Annotated in this window: 14 protein-coding genes and 1 pseudogene; 7 read left to right on the top strand and 8 right to left on the bottom strand. The window is 71.1% G+C overall.

Translation table 11 applies throughout. The features are described from left to right. Window positions 1-33: 33 nt before the first annotated feature. The 3 genes from ACWC2B_RS36415 to ACWC2B_RS36405 are packed head-to-tail and all read right to left on the bottom strand — an operon-like array spanning window position 34 to window position 4,022. Complete coding sequence (locus ACWC2B_RS36415; RefSeq protein ID WP_450724380.1) at window positions 34-1,122, bottom strand: amidohydrolase family protein; 1,089 nt, start codon at window positions 1,120-1,122, stop codon at window positions 34-36. Further along, a complete protein-coding gene (locus ACWC2B_RS36410) occupies window positions 1,123-2,472 on the bottom strand; it encodes a glutamine synthetase family protein (RefSeq protein ID WP_450724378.1) in 1,350 nt (449 codons plus the stop codon). Between the two features lie 5 nt (window positions 2,473-2,477). Then, window positions 2,478-4,022, bottom strand: a complete 1,545-nt coding sequence (locus ACWC2B_RS36405; RefSeq protein ID WP_450724376.1) for an ATP-dependent DNA ligase — start codon at window positions 4,020-4,022, stop codon at window positions 2,478-2,480. Window positions 4,023-4,092: 70 nt separating this feature from the next. On the opposite strand from ACWC2B_RS36405, the gene ACWC2B_RS36400 reads away from it, so the two are divergent. From ACWC2B_RS36400 to ACWC2B_RS36390, 3 genes are all read left to right on the top strand, one after another. Further along, window positions 4,093-4,515: a ribonuclease domain-containing protein gene (locus ACWC2B_RS36400; RefSeq protein ID WP_450724374.1), complete on the top strand. Its 423-nt coding sequence runs from the start codon at window positions 4,093-4,095 to the stop codon at window positions 4,513-4,515. Further along, the gene (locus tag ACWC2B_RS36395; protein WP_450724372.1) at window positions 4,512-4,850 is read left to right on the top strand and encodes a barstar family protein; all 339 of its coding nucleotides are present in this window, start codon (window positions 4,512-4,514) and stop codon (window positions 4,848-4,850) included. The genes ACWC2B_RS36400 and ACWC2B_RS36395 overlap by 4 nt, the downstream gene beginning before the upstream one ends. An 89-nt stretch (window positions 4,851-4,939) precedes the next feature. Further along, a complete protein-coding gene (locus ACWC2B_RS36390) occupies window positions 4,940-6,421 on the top strand; it encodes a GuaB1 family IMP dehydrogenase-related protein (RefSeq protein WP_450724370.1) in 1,482 nt (493 codons plus the stop codon). Here ACWC2B_RS36390 and ACWC2B_RS36385 read toward each other — a convergent pair. Then, window positions 6,418-7,488 carry a GDSL-type esterase/lipase family protein gene (locus tag ACWC2B_RS36385; RefSeq protein WP_450724368.1) on the bottom strand — a complete coding sequence of 357 codons (1,071 nt, stop codon included), beginning with the start codon at window positions 7,486-7,488 and terminating at the stop codon, window positions 6,418-6,420. The two genes, ACWC2B_RS36390 and ACWC2B_RS36385, sit on opposite strands and share 4 nt — an antisense overlap. A 384-nt stretch (window positions 7,489-7,872) precedes the next feature. Between ACWC2B_RS36385 and ACWC2B_RS36380 the strand changes: the two genes are divergently transcribed. Both ACWC2B_RS36380 and ACWC2B_RS36375 read left to right on the top strand, forming a co-directional pair. Continuing rightward, complete coding sequence (locus ACWC2B_RS36380; RefSeq protein ID WP_450724366.1) at window positions 7,873-9,342, top strand: amino acid permease; 1,470 nt, start codon at window positions 7,873-7,875, stop codon at window positions 9,340-9,342. Window positions 9,343-9,352: 10 nt separating this feature from the next. Continuing rightward, on the top strand, window positions 9,353-9,808 hold the full coding sequence (locus ACWC2B_RS36375; protein ID WP_053724485.1) for an Lrp/AsnC family transcriptional regulator: 456 nt from the start codon (window positions 9,353-9,355) through the stop codon (window positions 9,806-9,808). 155 nt (window positions 9,809-9,963) lie between these two features. On the opposite strand, the gene ACWC2B_RS36370 is transcribed toward ACWC2B_RS36375, so the two are convergent. Beyond that, window positions 9,964-10,539, bottom strand: a complete 576-nt coding sequence (locus ACWC2B_RS36370; RefSeq protein WP_450724364.1) for a Repetin — start codon at window positions 10,537-10,539, stop codon at window positions 9,964-9,966. Window positions 10,540-10,843: 304 nt separating this feature from the next. On the opposite strand from ACWC2B_RS36370, the gene ACWC2B_RS36365 reads away from it, so the two are divergent. Together ACWC2B_RS36365 and ACWC2B_RS36360 are read left to right on the top strand one after the other, a co-directional pair. Beyond that, the gene (locus ACWC2B_RS36365) at window positions 10,844-11,641 is read left to right on the top strand and encodes a carbon-nitrogen hydrolase family protein (RefSeq protein ID WP_450724362.1); all 798 of its coding nucleotides are present in this window, start codon (window positions 10,844-10,846) and stop codon (window positions 11,639-11,641) included. 91 nt (window positions 11,642-11,732) lie between these two features. Then, window positions 11,733-13,424 carry a flavin monoamine oxidase family protein gene (locus tag ACWC2B_RS36360; RefSeq protein WP_450724360.1) on the top strand — a complete coding sequence of 564 codons (1,692 nt, stop codon included), beginning with the start codon at window positions 11,733-11,735 and terminating at the stop codon, window positions 13,422-13,424. Window positions 13,425-13,521: 97 nt separating this feature from the next. Here ACWC2B_RS36360 and ACWC2B_RS36355 read toward each other — a convergent pair. The 3 genes and pseudogenes from ACWC2B_RS36355 to ACWC2B_RS36345 form a co-directional block, all read right to left on the bottom strand. Then, window positions 13,522-13,828: pseudogene (locus tag ACWC2B_RS36355) on the bottom strand (LLM class flavin-dependent oxidoreductase); the annotation flags it as partial. Between the two features lie 52 nt (window positions 13,829-13,880). Next, a complete protein-coding gene (locus tag ACWC2B_RS36350; RefSeq protein WP_450724358.1) occupies window positions 13,881-14,651 on the bottom strand; it encodes a DUF5995 family protein in 771 nt (256 codons plus the stop codon). 116 nt (window positions 14,652-14,767) lie between these two features. Then, complete coding sequence (locus ACWC2B_RS36345) at window positions 14,768-16,147, bottom strand: uracil-xanthine permease family protein (RefSeq protein ID WP_450724356.1); 1,380 nt, start codon at window positions 16,145-16,147, stop codon at window positions 14,768-14,770. Window positions 16,148-16,518: the final 371 nt, after the last annotated feature.

The following is a 16,518-nucleotide window of genomic DNA, read 5'->3' as shown; positions in this document are numbered from 1 at the left end:
TACCGGGGGCCCGCGCCCCCGGTACCGCACGTCTCACGTGCCGTAGACCCGTTCGGCGTTGCCCGCCGACACCAGCGCCGCCACCCGCTCCGCGTCCGCGGCCGACCACGCCCCGGACCCGGTCCAGCCGTTCAGGAGCCGGTCCAGGGCCTCCCGGTAGAGCCGCGCGCCCACGACGTACAGCTCCGCGAGGCCGTACGCGTCCGTCGAGAACAGCAGCTTGCCGAACGGGGCCAGTTCCAGGAACTCGGCGAGCACCGCCTCGGCCCGCGCCCCGGTGTGCGTGAGCGAGAGGCCCACGTCGGCGTACACATGCGGGTACACCTGCGCCAGGTAGGCCGCGTTCCGGTGGTACGGATAGCCGTGCAGCAGGATCACCCGGCAACCCGTCGGGCGCACCGCCCGGATGAAATCGGTGAGCAGCAGCGGATCGCAGCGGTGCAGCCTGAGGTCGGGATCGCCGAACCCGGTGTGGAGCTGGAGGGGCAGCCCCGTGTCCGCCGCCGACCAGAGCAGATGGCGCAGCAGTACGGGCGAGGTGATCCGGCCGGCTCCCGCGGCAAGCCAGCCGGCGGTGGCCGCGCGGAGCTCGGCCGGGTCCGGCGGCTCGGGGGCGAGGTCCAGGCCGTACCGGTATCCGGCCACCGATTTGAAGCCCGCCGCGGTGCGGGCCGCGGCCGCGATGGCGTCGCCGAGGGCCGCCAGGAATTTGTCCGGATCTCTCACCTCCTCGGCGATGCGCTCCGCGAGGAGTTCCAGGCGTACGATCTCGCGCGCCGCCGCCCCGCTCGCCTCGGCCAGTTCGGCCGGGCTCGTCAGGTCGCCGGGCAGCCCTGTGTCGACCAGGAACGTACTGATGCGACTGGCGCTCAGGAGCAGCCGGTTGGCCTCCTGGGCGCCCAGTTCGCGGCGGCGGGCCAGATAGCGCTCCGGCGGACAGTGCGCGTCGAGACCGAGCAGGGGCGGGCACCAGCGGCGCACCGCGAAGCCCAGCTGGGTGTCGAAGAAGCTGGTGCCGGGTGCGGCCGGGGCGTCGGACTCGGTCAGGAACGCCTCGAAGGCGGCGTCGTCGGGGTCGGAGCGCAGCACGCCGTGGCAGTGGTGGTCGACGAGCGGCAGCACTCAGTACCTCCCGCGCGTGGCCTCGGCGATCTCCTGCGGGCCGCGGCCGTCGAAGAGCTTCGTCTCGGCCTGGCGCACCGAGACGATCGCCTCGAAGAGCCGGTCGCCGAGCGCCTCGCGCAGCACCGCCGACTCCGTGAAGTGGCTGAGCGCCTCGGGCAGCGAGGCTGGCAGCCGCCGGGTGCCTTCGGCGTTGACGGGGTCGCCCGCCACCGGCTCGGGCAGGCGCAGGCCCGCGTCGAGTCCGGCGAGCCCGGCGGCGATCAGCGCGCCGGTCACGAGGTACGGGTTGGCGGCCGGGTCGAACGACTTGACCTCGGCGTTCGCCGCCTCCACGGCTCCGGGCGGCCCGGGCACGAAGCGCAGCGCGGCCTCCCGGTTCTCCGGACCCCAGCACTGGAAGGCACCGGCCCAGCGGGACGGCGCGAGACGGAGATAGCTCGCCGGGGTCGGAGCGCCGATGGCGAGCAGCGCGGGCAGCGCGTCGAGGATCCCGGCTAGGAAGGCCTCGCTGGTCGACGTCATCCCACAGGGGCCTTCGCCGCCCCGGCACAGGTTGCGGCCGTCCTGCCAGAGGCTGAAGTGGACATGGCCGCCGTTGCCGACGCCCTCCGGGTCGACGACCGGCCCGAACCACGGCGTCAGGCCGTGCTGGAGCGACACCGCCCGGATCGTCTCGCGGACCAGCACCGCCAGATCCGCGGCCCCCACCGGGTCCGCCGGGGCGACCGACACCTCGAACTGGCCCGGCGTGTACTCCGGGTGGATCTGGAGCACCTCCACGCCCTGTGCCTCAAGGGCGCCGACCACATCGCCCACGTACGCCGAGCGCTCGACGACCCGCGCCATCCCGTACGCCGGGCCGGCCAGCGGCGGGTCGACGATCCACTCCGTCTCGAAGCCCATCCGCAGCTCGATGCCCCGCTCGGCGGCCCGCTCGGTCATCCGGCGCGCGAACTGCCGCTGGCAGGCGTCGTACGGCTGCCCCGACTGCTCGAAGCGGTCGATCGGCGCCCACGCCCAGCCGGGCTGGGCGGCGAGCACGGTGAGCCGGTCGAGGTCGGGGATCAGGCGGAGGTCGCCGTCGGGGCCGCCGACGTGGGGGCTGCTGGTGACCGAGTCGTCCACCAGGTACACGTCGAAGACCGGCGACATGCCCACGCCGTGGGCCGCGACCTGGGCGAGCCGCGTCGTCGGCACGACCTTGACACGGGTGATCCCTGCGACGTCCACCCAGGTCAGCGCGACCGTCCGCACCCCCTCGGCGGTCAGCCGGGCGGCCGCGAGCCCGGCCTCCTGCGCCCGCCGTTGTGCCTGCTCCCGCTGTACCGCGTTGTGACCCTGCTCCACCGGTTTCAGTCCCTCCCGCCGCGCAGTGCCCTCACTGTCGCGACCGTGTCCGCGTCCGAGGCCCTCTTGTCCTCGCGATAGCGCACTACCCGTGCGAACCGAAGTGTCACCCCTTCCGGGTAGCGCGATGATCTCTGTACGCCGTCGAAGGCCACCTCGACGACGAGTTCCGGCCGCACCCGCACACCCCAGGGCTCCTCGGCCACCGCCAACTCCCGCAGCCGCTCGGTCTGCCAGGCGAGCAGCGCGTCGGTGAGCCCCTTGAACGTCTTGCCCAGCATCGCGAACGTGCCGTCCTCGCGGCGCGCCCCGAGGTGCAGGTTGGAGAGCGTGCCGGTGCGCCGGCCGTGTCCCCACTCGGCCGCGAGGACCACCAGGTCAAGGGTGTGCACGGGCTTGACCTTCAGCCACGAGGCGCCGCGCCGGCCCGCCGCGTACGTCGAGTCGAGCGCCTTGAGCACCACGCCCTCGTGCCCGCGCTCCAGCGTGGCGGCCGCGAACTCCTCGGCGCCGCGCCGCAGTTGGGGATCGGCCGGATCCGCCACCACGAACCGCCGTACGCGCCGGGGCTCGGGGGCGATGCGGGCGAGCTCGGCATGCCGCTCGTGCACCGGCAGGTCGAGCAGGTCCCGGCCGTCCACGGAGAGCAGGTCGAAGAACACGGGGGAGAGGGGCAACCGGTCCTGGGCGCCCGCGACATCGAGCCGGGAGCCGACGCGTCCGGCGATGTCCTGGAACGAGCGGGGCCGCCCGTCGGGGCCGAGCGCGATCACCTCACCGTCGAGAACGGCCCGCTCCGCGGTCAACTCCCTTGCCGCGCCCACCACTTCGGGCAACCGCGCGGTGATCTCATCGAGGGTGCGCGTGAAGACCCGTACCGCGTCGCCGTCCTTGTGCACCTGGGCGCGGATGCCGTCGAGCTTCTCCTCCACCGCGCACGGGCCGAGCCGGTCGAGCGCCTCGGCGACGTCCTTGGCGCTCTGCGCGAGCATGGGCAGGACCGGGCGGCCCACATCGAGCCGGAAGGCGGCGAGCGCGGCCGGGCCCTCGGCGAGCAGCGCCCGGGCCACCGTGCCGAGCGAGCCACCCAGCATGACCGCGCGCCGCACATCCGCCGCGGGTGCGCCGGCCGCGGCCGCGAGCCCCTCGACAGCCGCCGCGTCCAGCGCGCCCTGGCGCACCTCGCCGGTGATCAGCGCGAACAGGAACCGTTGCTCCTCCTCGGTGGCCGCCCCCATGAGCTCCCCGGCCAGCCGCTTGCGCTCACCCTGGGCGCCCGTCCCGGCCACGGCCGAGATCTGCTCCAGCCTCCGGTCGACCTCCCGGACGGTGAGCCGGGCCGAGGCGGCGGGCGGCGGCCGGTCCTTGAGCGCGCTCCACCCGAGCCCGGTACGGCGCTGGGGCAGCCGCCCCGCGAGGTAGGTGACGACCAGCGGCGCCTCGTCCGGCTCGGTGGCCGAGAACAGCCGGGCGAGCAGCGCGGACTTCTCCGAGCGCGAGGCGGTGGCGGCGATCTCGGCCGAGGTCCTGGCCACGTCGGCGAGCAGCATGCCTCCATCGTGACCGGGGACTTCTGGGTACGCATTCGCTCGTACCGCCGTCGGATGGGAGCATCAGAGCATGATCAACAGGTTTGCCCGGATCGCCCTCGCCCCGCTGCTGGCGTGCCTCGCCGTGCTGCTCGTCGGCTGCGGAGGCAAGGACAGTGCGAAACCGGTGGGCCCGGGGCCCTCCGCGGCCGCCTCGACGCCCGCCTGGGTCAAGGGCATGGCCACCGTGCCGGCGGCTCAGCTGCCGCCCGAGGCGCGCCAGACGCTCAAGCTCATCGACAAGGGCGGGCCGTTCCCGTACAGCAAGGACGGTGTGGTGTTCGGCAACTTCGAGAAGCTCCTGCCGCAGCAGAAACGCGGCTACTACCACGAGTACACGGTGCAGAACCCGAAGTCCCGGGACCGCGGCGCATGGCGCATCGTCACCGGGCAGGGTAAGGAGTTCTACTGGACCGACGACCACTACAAGAGCTTCAAGGCGGTACTGCGATGACGGCCGACCCGTTCACCGGCCTGCTCGCCGGCGCCCGCGCACAAGGCTGGTCCACGGTGCTGCTCGACCTGACCGGGGTCACCGGAAAGCCCGCCCTGATGGACCGCTTCGCCCGCGCCCTGGACCTCCCCGACTGGTTCGGCCGCAACTGGGACGCGCTGGCCGACTCCCTGGGCGACCTCCCCCGGGGCGAGGGGGGCCTGCTCCTGATCGTCACCGGCTGGCAGGCATATGCCGAGGCGCGCCCGGAGGAATGGGCCGTCGCCCGGGAAATCCTGGACTCGGCGACCGGACCGGGGCTGTGCGCGGTGCTCGCGCTCGGAGGATCGCACTAGACCCTACGCCCCGGCCCTGGACGATCGGCCCGGGCAGCGCAATCGTACGAACATGGGACAATGAACTACGTGCTTTTCCCCTGGCTGAAATGCCTGGGGCCACCTCGAACGACTGGGATGTTCAGCACGTGCGTTTCCTCAACGACATCAAGCCGCCGTACGACCTGACGTACGACGATGTTTTCATGGTGCCGAGCCGCTCCGCGGTGGGCTCCCGCCAGGGCGTCGACCTGGCCTCCCCCGACGGCACGGGCACCACCATCCCGCTCGTCGTCGCCAACATGACCGCGATCGCCGGCCGCCGCATGGCCGAGACCGTGGCCCGCCGTGGCGGCATCGTCGTGATCCCCCAGGACATTCCGATCGAGGTCGTCACCGACGTGATCTCGTGGGTCAAGACGCGTCACCACGTGCTCGACACCCCGATCGTCCTGGCCCCGAGCCAGACCGTCGCCGACGCGCTGGCCCTGCTGCCGAAGCGGGCCCACAACGCGGGCGTCGTCGTCGACGCCGACCAGAAGCCGATCGGCGTCGTCACCGACGCCGACCTGACGGGCGTCGACCGCTTCACCCAGCTGTCCGAGGTCATGTCCAAGGACCTGCTGCTCCTCGACGCCGACATCGACCCGCGCGAGGCCTTCAACAAGCTCGACGGCGCCAACCGCCGCTACGCCCCCGCCGTGGACAAGGACGGCCGCCTCGCCGGCATCCTGACCCGCAAGGGCGCCCTGCGCGCGACCCTCTACACCCCGGCCACCGACGCCAACGGCAACCTGCGCATCGCCGCGGCCGTCGGCATCAACGGCGACGTGGCCGGCAAGGCCAAGCAGCTCCTGGACGCCGGCGCGGACACCATCGTGGTGGACACCGCGCACGGACACCAGGAGTCGATGATCGCCGCGATCAAGGCCGTGCGCGGCCTCGACCCCCAGGTCCCGATCGTCGCGGGCAACATCGTCGCCGCCGATGGCGTGCGCGACCTCATCGAGGCCGGCGCCGACATCATCAAGGTCGGTGTGGGCCCCGGCGCCATGTGCACCACCCGCATGATGACCGGCGTCGGCCGCCCGCAGTTCTCCGCGGTCCTGGAGTGCGCCGCCGAGGCCAAGAAGTTCGGCAAGCACGTCTGGGCCGACGGCGGAGTGCGCCACCCGCGCGACGTCGCCATGGCGCTCGCCGCCGGCGCCTCCAACGTCATGATCGGCTCCTGGTTCGCCGGCACCTACGAGTCCCCGGGCGACCTGCACACCTCCGCCGAAGGCCACCTCTACAAGGAGTCCTTCGGCATGGCGTCCGCCCGCGCGGTCAGGAACCGTACGAGTGAGGAGTCCGCCTACGACCGGGCCCGCAAGGCGCTGTTCGAGGAGGGCATCTCCACCTCGCGCATGTTCCTCGACCCGGCCCGCCCGGGCGTCGAGGACCTGATCGACTCGATCATCGCGGGCGTCCGCTCCTCCTGCACCTACGCCGGTGCGTCCTCGCTCGCCGAGTTCGAGGAGAAGGCCGTCGTCGGCATCCAGTCCGCCGCCGGTTACGCGGAGGGCAAGCCGCTGCACGCGAGCTGGAGCTAGTCGCTCGACCCCGGTACGTGCCGGAGCCCCCGCGTTTCCTTTCGCGGGGGCTCCGGCATGTGCGGGGCCAGCGCTCTCGCCACCGCTGCCCCGAGCAGCGCGTGTCCCTCGTCGTTCGGGTGCAGGCCGTCCGCGAGGTGGTACGGGGTCAACAGGCCCTGGCCTGGCAGCAGTTGGAGATGCCCGTCGCCCGCCGCGATGAGGTCCCGCGTCGCGTTCTCCATGGCCGCCCGCAGCTCCGCCAGCGTCGCGCCCAGTGCGTTCGGGGCCCGCTCGGCCTCCGGGCGCAGCAGGGGGGAGAGTACGAGCATTGGCGTGTCCGGGTGGCCGCGGCGTACGAGGCGCACGAAGGCCAGGGTCGTCTCGTGCATCAGCGTGGCCGAAAACGGTATGCGCGACCAGCAGTTGGTGCCGAACGCGAGCGTGATGACGTCGGCCGGGAGCCGCGCCAGCTGCTCGGCGGTGGGGAGTTCAGCGCGGGCCGCACCCGCGTAGCCGAGGTTCACCGTGTCCAGGCCGAGGATGCGGCCCGCGACGGCCGGCCAGGCGTGCGCGGGCCGGGTCGACCACCAGCCCTCCGTGATGGAGTCCCCGTGCACGAGCCAGCGCGGGCCATGCGGAGCGGGCTCGATCGTGCCGCCGACCGCACGCACGCCGAGCACCACCGGGGAGCAGCTCTCGGGCGGATGAACCGTGAACTGGCCGCCTGTGCACGGGAGTTGGAGTGTGACCACCCCCTCATCGGCCGGTTCCGTGGCGGTCTCGCGGACCAGGCGGTCGCCCTCCCAGAGCGCGAAGGTGCGGGCCAGCGCGCCCAGCTCGCCGTCCGGTCCGGGCACCCGCGCGCGGTAGCGGATCTCCACCGCCGAGGCACCCCGCGCGGTGAACTCGACCCGCACCCCGATCGGAAGCGCGGCCCGCTCGCCGGTGTCCCACGGCAGCCGCATCGCGTCATCGGGGTCCGCGCGCACCGGCCGCCCCTCGGCGTCCAGCCAGGCCACCCCACGCAGAAAAGGGCCCGGATCCAGCCAGTCCCCGACCCTCCCGTGCGCCACGTCCAGCTCCATGGGGCGCGACCCTGGTGCAGGCCTGACGAAGTGTCAAGACAACCCCGGGATCGGGACCGGACAGCCCCGTGACCAGAACCACTGGACGGGGCCGTGAAAGGGCCCCTGAGCAGGGCTTGCGCACGGATCGAACGTTGATGTGCAACAAACACCCATCCGTCGCTCTTGCGCGCAATGATCAACCGCTGATGCGCAAGGTTGCTGCATTACGACCGGGAAGCGGAAACCCATAGGGTTCTCGCCGTACGTGGAGTGGCGGGGACCGCCTGCTCGGCGGAACCGGCCACGGGAAGGCTCCATGCTGCCCGAAACATCCCTCTGTGCGGGAAGGCCGGGCCGTCGCGGTCACCCGCCGCCGATTGGCAGCGAAAAGGAGCCACCTCAGTGTTGGATCACGGCGCAGCGCCACCCTCGACCGACGCCCCAGCCGCCGGGGGCCCGCGCCCCGGTCGCGGTCTGATGCGGCGCAAGCCGGTGGAAGCGCTGGTCGCGGAGGGTGGCCAGGGTGAGGGCGGCTCGCTGAAGCGGTCGCTCGGCATGTGGCAGCTGACCATGATCAGCATCGGTGCGACGCTCGGCACCGGAATTTTCATCGTCCTCGGCGAGAACATCCCCAAGGCCGGCCCGGCCATCACGCTCTCGTTCGTCATAGCCGGCCTCACCGCTCTCTTCTCGGCGCTCTCCTATGCGGAGCTGGCCGGGACCATCCCGGTCGCTGGCTCCTCGTACTCATACGCTTACGCAACGCTCGGCGAATTCATCGCTTGGATCTGCGGCTGGTGCCTGATCATTGAGTACGGCGTCTCCGTGTCCGCGGTAGCCGTCGGCTGGGGGCAGTACCTGAACGAACTTCTCGATGGCACCATCGGCGTCACGCTCCCCGACGCCCTCTCCGCACCGCCCGGTGCCGGGGGGTACTTCAACCTTCCCGCGCTGATCGTCGTCCTGCTGGCGATGGTGTTTCTGCTCGGCGGCGCCCGTGAGTCGGCCCGCGCCAACACGATCATGGTCGGCGTGAAGATCGCCGCCCTGGTGCTGTTCTGCGTGATCGGGTTCATGGGCTTCAAGTCAGGGAACTACTCGGACTTCATGCCGCTGGGCACGGCCGGGGTGAGCGGGGCTGCCTCTTCGCTGTTCTTCTCCTACATCGGCTTCGATGCGGCATCGACAGCCGGCGAAGAGGCCAAGAACCCCAAGCGCGACCTGCCCCGCGCGATCATGCTCTCCCTGGTCATCGTCACCGCGCTGTACGTCCTGGTGGCGGTCGTCGCTGTCGGCGCCCGCCCCTGGAAGCAGTTCGAGGGCTCGGAGGCGGTGCTCTCCGACATCATGAAGGACGTCACCGGCCAGTCCTTCTGGGCCACCTTGCTCGCGGCCTGCGCCGTGATCGCCATCGCCAGCGTCGTCCTGACCGTGCTCTACGGCCAGACCCGCATCCTCTTCGCGATGTCCCGCGACGGCCTCGTCCCCAAGGTGTTCGCCAAGGTCAGCCCGCGCACCGGAACGCCCGTCGCCAACACCGTGATCGTGTCGGTGTTCTGTGGTGTGCTCGCCGCCGCGGTCCCGCTCGGCGAGCTCGCCAATGCCACCAGCATCGGCACCCTCTTCGCCTTCGCGCTCGTCAATGTCGCGGTCGTCGTGCTGCGCTGCACGCGCCGCGACATGCCGCGCACCTTCAGGGTGCCGCTCGGTTGGGTCATCCCCATACTGGGCTTCCTGAGCTGCGGCTACCTGATGTGGAACCTGCCCGGAGTCACCTGGAAGTACTTCGGATACTGGATGGCCGCGGGTCTCGTGATCTACTTCGGATACGGCTACCGCCGTTCCAGGCTGGCCACCGCCTCACAGAAGTGATCCACCCGCAGTGCGACTGAATGACCTCGATGAACGCATCGTCCACGCGCTCGCCGAAGACGCCCGGCGCTCCTACGCCGACATCGGCTCCCTGATCGGCCTGTCCGCGCCCGCCGTCAAGCGGCGCGTGGACCGGCTGCGGGCCGAGGGCGCCATCACCGGGTTCACCGTCCGGGTGGACCCGGCGGCCCTCGGCTGGGAGACCGAGGGGTTCATCGAGATCTACTGCCGTCGCAACACCTCGCCCGACGCGATCAAGCGCGGGCTTGAGCGGTACCCCGAGGTCGCGTCCGCCTCCACCGTCACCGGTGAGGCGGACGCGATCGTCCAGGTCTTCGCCTCCGACATGCGGCACTTCGAACGGGTCCTGGAGCGGATCGCGGGCGAGCCGTACGTGGAGCGGACCAAGTCGGTGCTGGTGCTTTCTCCGCTGCTGCGGCGCTACACGTCGGGCTCGCCCGCCTGATTGCCCGGCCGAGGCATGCCCTGACCTGAAGGGGCGCGGGGCCGTGACATGTGCGGCTCCGCCTCCCCGAGGCCCCTGTTCGAGCGGAGCCGGGAGTCTGGCGGCGCGACCAGGGCCCCCATCGGCCCGCAGCCGACCCATCCGCACATCCGAGGTCACCCCTTGGGCTGCTCATACACCGGCTGCCACGGCAGCACCTTGAAGTCGCCCGTGCCCTCCTTGACCTTCTCGAAGGGCGCCGAGCTCATGCACTTCGGGAGCTGCTGCGACTCGGAGTCCTTGCCTATCCAGCTGTAGCCGAGCCGGTCGTGCGCGCCCAGGTCGTTCACGGTGACGCCGACCCGCTTGCCCTTGAACGGGGTGTCCGAGTCGGTCACGACGCCCGTGACCACGGCGACCTTCCCGCCGGTCACCAGACAGTCCACCTTCGCCTTCGCCCAGCCGGAGGTCCCGTTCGGGAAGACGTGCCGGAAGGAGAACGTGCCGTACGCCGCCTCCGGGTCCATGTTGTCCTTGGCCGCCAGATGGGCGTCGAAGCTGAACGTGATGTCGTCCCCGGCCGGCCGGTACAGCTTCGCGGTGCCGGTCAGCGCCGCGGCCTCCCTGAGCGTGTGGCCGTCGGCGCCGTTCCCGGCGGCCGTCGCCCCTCCGGTGACCACGGCGGCGATGAGGAGGGCCACGCCCAGGGCGAGGACACGGGTGCGGGTGGGGGCGAACGCGGTGCGGGGCATGGCAGGACCTTCCGTACGGTCGTGAGATGCAGTCGGCCCGGCTGTTCCGGGCATGTGACCAGCGTTCCGCGCCCGGCGGCCCGGCACATCGCTCCCTGGGGTGGACCACTTCCCCCGCGCGGGGGAAGCGCACCTCGAGGCGTAAGGGCGCCATCAACGCGGCGCAACGAATCGCCGTAGATGGGCGATCATGCGCAATGAATCATGCGGCTGCGCGCAACGGTGGCGCCTTGTCCGGGTCGAACGGCGGAACGTACCGTCTATTGACCCCACCCCGCACTTTCGCCCCTGCCGAGGACTGCCCATGCCGCCGTTGCGCACCGCCCTGCTCCAGAGCTCCGGCCGTCTCTCGGACGTCGCCGCGAACCTGAAGGCGCTGGACGAGGCGGCCGAGCGGGCGGCCGGGACCGGCGCCGGGCTGATCGTCTGCCCCGAGCTGTTCCTCACCGGGTACGCCATCGGCGACGACGTGGCCAAGCTCGCCGAGGCCGCCGACGGCCCCTCCGCGCAGGCCATCGCCGACATCGCGGTACGCCACGGCCTGGCCGTCGTCTACGGCTACCCCGAGCGTGACGGCGAGACCGTCTACAACGCGGCCCAGCTCATCGGCCCCGACGGCAGCCGCCTCGCGAACTACCGCAAGACCCACCTCTTCGGCTGCTTCGAGCAGGAGGCGTTCACGCCGGGCGACCAGCCGGTCGTCCAGGCCGAGCTGAACGGCCTCCGCATCGGCATGATGATCTGCTACGACGTGGAATTCCCCGAGAACGTGAGGGCGCACGCCCTGGCCGGCACCGACCTGCTCCTGGTGCCCACCGCGCAGATGCACCCCTTCCAGTTCGTCGCCGAGTCCGTCGTCCCGGTCCGCGCCTTCGAGAACCAGCTGTACGTCGCGTACGTCAACCGGACCGGCCCGGAGGGCGAGTTCGAGTTCGTCGGGCTGAGCTGTCTGGCCGGGCCCGACGGCGTCGCGCGGGCTCGCGCAGGCCGGGGCACCGAACTGGTCGTCGGCGACATCGATCCCGAGTTCCTGGCCGCCTCGCGCGCGAACAACCCGTATCTGCGCGACCGCCGCCCCGGCCTCTACGCCTCCCTCGTCTGAGCCCCCACCCCCTGAGCCCAGGGTCCCCGAGCCCCGGGCCGTGAGGCCCCGAGCCCCTCACCTTCCGTACTGTGCAAGGAGTCCGTACCCCATGACGTCCACGGTGCCCACCGCCGTCCAGCACATCGACGAGCAGCCGCCCGTCACGATGTTCGGGCCGGACTTCCCCTACGCGTACGACGACTTCCTCGCGCACCCGGCCGGGCTCGGCCAGATACCCGCGACCGAGCACGGCGCGGAGGTCGCGGTCATCGGCGGCGGCCTCTCCGGCATCGTCGCCGCGTACGAGCTGATGAAGATGGGCCTCAAGCCCGTCGTGTACGAGGCCGACCAGATCGGCGGCCGGCTGCGCACCGTCGGCTTCCCGGGCTGCGACCCCGAGCTGACCGCCGAAATGGGTGCCATGCGGTTCCCCCCGTGCTCCACCGCGCTCCAGCACTACATCGACCTGGTGGGCCTGGAGACCAAGCCGTTCCCCAACCCGCTCGCGCCGGACACCCCCTCGACGGTCGTCGACCTCAAGGGCGAGTCCCACTACGCGACGTCGGTCGACGAGTTGCCGGCCGTGTACCGCGAGGTCATGGACGCGTGGAACGCCTGTCTCGAAGAGGGCGCCGACTTCTCCGACATGAACCAGGCGATCCGCGAGCGCGACATCCCGCGCATCCGCGAGATCTGGGCGAAGCTCGTCGACAAGCTCGACAACCAGACCTTCTACGGCTTCCTCTGCGAGTCGGAGGCCTTCAAGTCCTTCCGGCACCGCGAGATCTTCGGCCAGGTCGGCTTCGGCACCGGTGGCTGGGACACCGACTTCCCGAACTCCATTCTGGAGATCCTGCGCGTCGTCTACACCGAGGCCGACGACCACCACCGCGGCATCGTCGGCGGCTCCCAGCAGCTGCCGCTGCGGCTGTGGGAGCGCGAGCCGGAGAAGCTCGTGCACTGGGCGCCTGGCACCTCGCTCTCCTCGCTGCACGACGGCGCGCCCAAGCCGGCCGTGACCCGCCTGCACCGCACCGCGGGCAACCGCATCACCGTGACGGACGCCGACGGCGACATCCGCACCTACCGGGCGGCGATCTTCACCGCCCAGTCCTGGATGCTGCTCTCCAAGATCGCCTGCGACGACTCGCTCTTCCCGATCGACCACTGGACGGCGATGGAGCGCACCCACTACATGGAGTCCTCCAAGCTGTTCGTGCCGGTCGACCGGCCGTTCTGGCTGGACAAGGACGAGGAGACCGGCCGGGACGTCATGTCGATGACGCTCACCGACCGCATGACGCGCGGGACCTACCTCCTGGACAACGGCCCGGACAAGCCCGCCGTCATCTGCCTCTCCTACACCTGGTGCGACGACAGCCTGAAGTGGCTGCCGCTGTCGGCGAACGAGCGCATGGAGGTCATGCTCAAGTCGCTCGGCGAGATCTACCCCAAGGTCGACATCAGGGGCCACATCATCGGCAACCCGGTGACGGTCTCCTGGGAGAACGAGCCGTACTTCATGGGCGCGTTCAAGGCGAACCTGCCCGGGCACTACCGCTACCAGCGCCGCCTGTTCACCCACTTCATGCAGGACTCGCTGCCCGAGGACAAGCGGGGCATCTTCCTCGCGGGCGACGACATCTCCTGGACGGCGGGCTGGGCCGAGGGCGCGGTGCAGACCGCGCTGAACGCGGTGTGGGGCGTGATGCACCACTTCGGCGGTACGACCGACTCGGCCAACCCGGGGCCGGGCGACCTGTACGACTCGATCGCCCCGGTCGAGCTTCCCGAGGACTGAGCACGCAGTTGGGCTGAGGGGGTTGGGCCGCAGCCCCCTCAGTAACCCCCTCAGCGGTTACAACCCCGCAGCCCGCGCCAGCTCGTACACCTTACGGCTTCGCCGTGTGGCGGGCGTTGACTCGGACGCACACCTCTATCGGCCGGGTCCTGCCGCGCTCCTCGGCCAGGTTCTTCAGCCTCGTCCACTCCTCGGTGAGCTGGGCGGCGCCCTAGGCCGCGGGCAGCCAGCCGTCCGCGCGGTCCACCAGGCGGCGCGCCGACCTCGGGCTCATCGCCGGGAGGTAGACCGGGATCGGGCGGGCCGGTTTGGGGCCGACGGCGGAGGGGGGCGATCGTCGTCAACTCGCCCTGGTACGCGACCGGATCGGGGCCCCACACCGCGGCGCACACGTCCAGGAGCTCGCAGGACACCTGCGGAAGGCCGAGGCCCAGCCGGATTGCCACGGAGCGCTCCTCAGTCGGGAACCGATAGCGGTGTGAGTAGACAGCGGGTCACCAGACCCACGCCCGCGTCCAACCGATCAGTGAACTCCTGGGCCAGGGCCGGAAGTTCCCGCAACTGCCACAGAACCTTCGCCGCGGACCAGGAGGCGTCCCTCGCCCGCTCCAGACTCCAGGACGCCAGCAGGTGGGTCATCGGATCGGCCACCTCGAACAGGTCCGGGCCGGGCATGAGTTCCTCGCGGATCCGCTCCTCAAGGAGCGTCAGCATGTCGCCGACCCGGTCGAAGTCCCGCTCCAGGAGGGCGGGTTCGCAGTCGAGCGCACGGCAGCTCTCCACCACGGCGAGCGTCAGGTCGTGCCCGATGTGCGCGTTGATCCCGGCCAGCGCGAACTGCAGCGGCCGCACTCCCGGATGGCGCCGGTACTGGAACAGCGGACGCCAGCACTCCGGTGGGAGCCGGCCCGCCGAAGCCGCCTCCACGGCCGCGAGATAGCGCCCGGCGAAGAGCACGTCGAGGGTGGCCGCAGCCCGCGGATCGGCGAAGCCGTCGTGCGCGATGATCCGCGAGATCTCCTCGGTCACCGTCAGATAGACCCGGTTGAAGACCGCGATGCCGTCCCGGGCCGGCAGATCGGCCCGCAGCACGCGCATCCGCCGGACCACGGGATCCAGCGGCGCGGCGAACCGGTGGGTGTGCGCGAGGTGTCCGGGCTGCGTCGATCCGGGCGGGGTCGATCCGGTTCGCATCGATCCCGTCGGCGTCCATCCGGTCTGCGTCATGGGGGCAGCGTCCCAGTCCGCCGCCGTACCGAGCACCGCCGTAAGGGGGCTTGACCGGAACGGATGAACGCGCGGGCCGGGAGCCGGTCGGCTCCCACGCCAACGTGCCTACCGGGCTACGCCTGCTCCGTCTCGTACGACGACGTCCCCGAATCCAGCAGCGGCTCCTGCTCCTTGAGGTGGGCGGGGGCGAGCGCACGCAGCACGTGGTAGCCGGTGATCACGACGATCGTGCCCAGTGCGATGCCGCTGAGCTGGAAGTTCTCGGTGAACTTCAGGGAGACATTGCCGATGCCGATGATGATGCCCGCGGCGGCCGGCACCAGGTTCAGCGGGTTGCGCAGATCGACCTTCGCGTTGATCCAGATCTGCGCGCCGAGCAGGCCGATCATTCCGTACAGGATGACGGTGATGCCGCCCAGCACGCCGCCCGGGATCGCCGCGACGACCGCGCCGAACTTGGGGCACACGCCGAAGAGCAGCGCGAATCCGGCGGCGGCCCAGTAGGCGGCGGTCGAATAGACACGGGTGGCGGCCATGACGCCGATGTTCTCGGAGTACGTCGTGTTGGGCGGGCCGCCGACCGCGGTCGACAGCATGGAGGCGGCGCCGTCGGCGGCGATCGCGGTGCCCAGCTTGTCGTCGAGGTCGGCGCCGGTCATCTCGCCGACGGCCTTGACGTGGCCCGCGTTCTCGGCGATCAGGGCGATGACGACGGGCAGGGCGACGAGGATCGCCGACCATTCGAAGCTCGGGGCGTGGAAGCTCGGCAGCCCGATCCAGTCGGCCTTGCCCACGCCCGACAGGTCAAGACGCCAGTGGTCCACGGCCTCCGCGCCGCCGTGCACCGAGTGGATCTTTCCGAAGACGCGGTCGAGCAGCCAGGAGATGCCGTACCCGAAGATCAGCCCGAGGAAGATCGCGATCCGGGACCAGAAGCCGCGCAGGCAGACCACGGCCAGACCGGTGAACAGCATCACCATCAGCGCCGTCCACTGGTCCTGGGGCCAGTACGTGGAGGCGGTGACCGGCGCCAGGTTGAAGCCGATCAGCATGACGACGGCGCCCGTGACGATGGGCGGCATCGCGGCATGGATGATCCGCGCCCCGAAGCGCTGCACCGCGAGACCCGCGAAGAACAGCACCACACCCACCACGAAGACCGCGCCGGTCACGGTGGCGCTGGTGCCTCCGGTGGCCCGGATCGCCGCGGCGACACCGACGAAGGAGAGCGAGCAGCCGAGGTAGCTGGGCACCCGGCCCTTGGTGGCGAGCAGGAAGATGACCGTCGCGATGCCGGACATCATGATCGCGAGGTTGGGGTCGAGGCCCATCAGTACGGGGGCGACGAACGAGGCGCCGAACATGGCGACCACGTGCTGAGCGCCGAGCCCGACGGTACGCGGCCAGGAGAGCCGTTCGTCGGGGCGTACGACGGCTCCTGGAGCGGGGGTCCGCCCGTCGCCGTGCAAGGTCCAGCGCACGCCGAGGCGCATGGTCGCTCCAGTTCGTCCGTAGGATTCGCGCGTTTCCGTAGGGTTCGCGCATTCGAAAAGACTCGAAAAGTTCAGGCCAAATATTAATGCCGGATGACGGACGCCCCCGCCAGGGCGGCCGGGCCGCAGGTCCCATCCGTGAATGCCGTTCGCAGATCCATTCAGAGATCTGAGGCGCCTCGCACCGTGGCCCTGGGCGCAGGACGGCCTGCGGCCGTGCGCCGGTTCAGGGCTGACCGGCCGGCGCCGCGTCCGCCGTACGGGCCGGGTCCTGCGGGCGGGCGCGGTCCGGTCCAGGCTCAGATAGCCGAGGCCCAGTTCCCGCACGGGGCCGATGCGGGAGAGCAGGTCGGTGGTGAGCGCCGTTGCCG

The sequence above is a fragment of the Streptomyces sp. NPDC001415 genome, from assembly GCF_053597395.1.
This window is presented reverse-complemented; position numbering and strand designations above follow the sequence as displayed.

What these genes read in the sequence shown, in the direction of transcription:
- ACWC2B_RS36350 (WP_450724358.1), bottom strand. Translation starts at nt 14,651, where the DNA reads ATGACGCAGACCGGATGGACGCCGACGGGATCGATGCGAACCGGATCG.
- ACWC2B_RS36395 (WP_450724372.1), top strand. Translation starts at nt 4,512, where the DNA reads ATGACGGCCGACCCGTTCACCGGCCTGCTCGCCGGCGCCCGCGCACAA.
- ACWC2B_RS36400 (WP_450724374.1), top strand. Translation starts at nt 4,093, where the DNA reads ATGATCAACAGGTTTGCCCGGATCGCCCTCGCCCCGCTGCTGGCGTGC.
- ACWC2B_RS36365 (WP_450724362.1), top strand. Translation starts at nt 10,844, where the DNA reads ATGCCGCCGTTGCGCACCGCCCTGCTCCAGAGCTCCGGCCGTCTCTCG.
- ACWC2B_RS36370 (WP_450724364.1), bottom strand. Translation starts at nt 10,539, where the DNA reads ATGCCCCGCACCGCGTTCGCCCCCACCCGCACCCGTGTCCTCGCCCTG.
- ACWC2B_RS36390 (WP_450724370.1), top strand. Translation starts at nt 4,940, where the DNA reads ATGCCTGGGGCCACCTCGAACGACTGGGATGTTCAGCACGTGCGTTTC.
- ACWC2B_RS36345 (WP_450724356.1), bottom strand. Translation starts at nt 16,147, where the DNA reads ATGCGCCTCGGCGTGCGCTGGACCTTGCACGGCGACGGGCGGACCCCC.
- ACWC2B_RS36405 (WP_450724376.1), bottom strand. Translation starts at nt 4,022, where the DNA reads ATGCTGCTCGCCGACGTGGCCAGGACCTCGGCCGAGATCGCCGCCACC.
- ACWC2B_RS36385 (WP_450724368.1), bottom strand. Translation starts at nt 7,488, where the DNA reads ATGGAGCTGGACGTGGCGCACGGGAGGGTCGGGGACTGGCTGGATCCG.
- ACWC2B_RS36360 (WP_450724360.1), top strand. Translation starts at nt 11,733, where the DNA reads ATGACGTCCACGGTGCCCACCGCCGTCCAGCACATCGACGAGCAGCCG.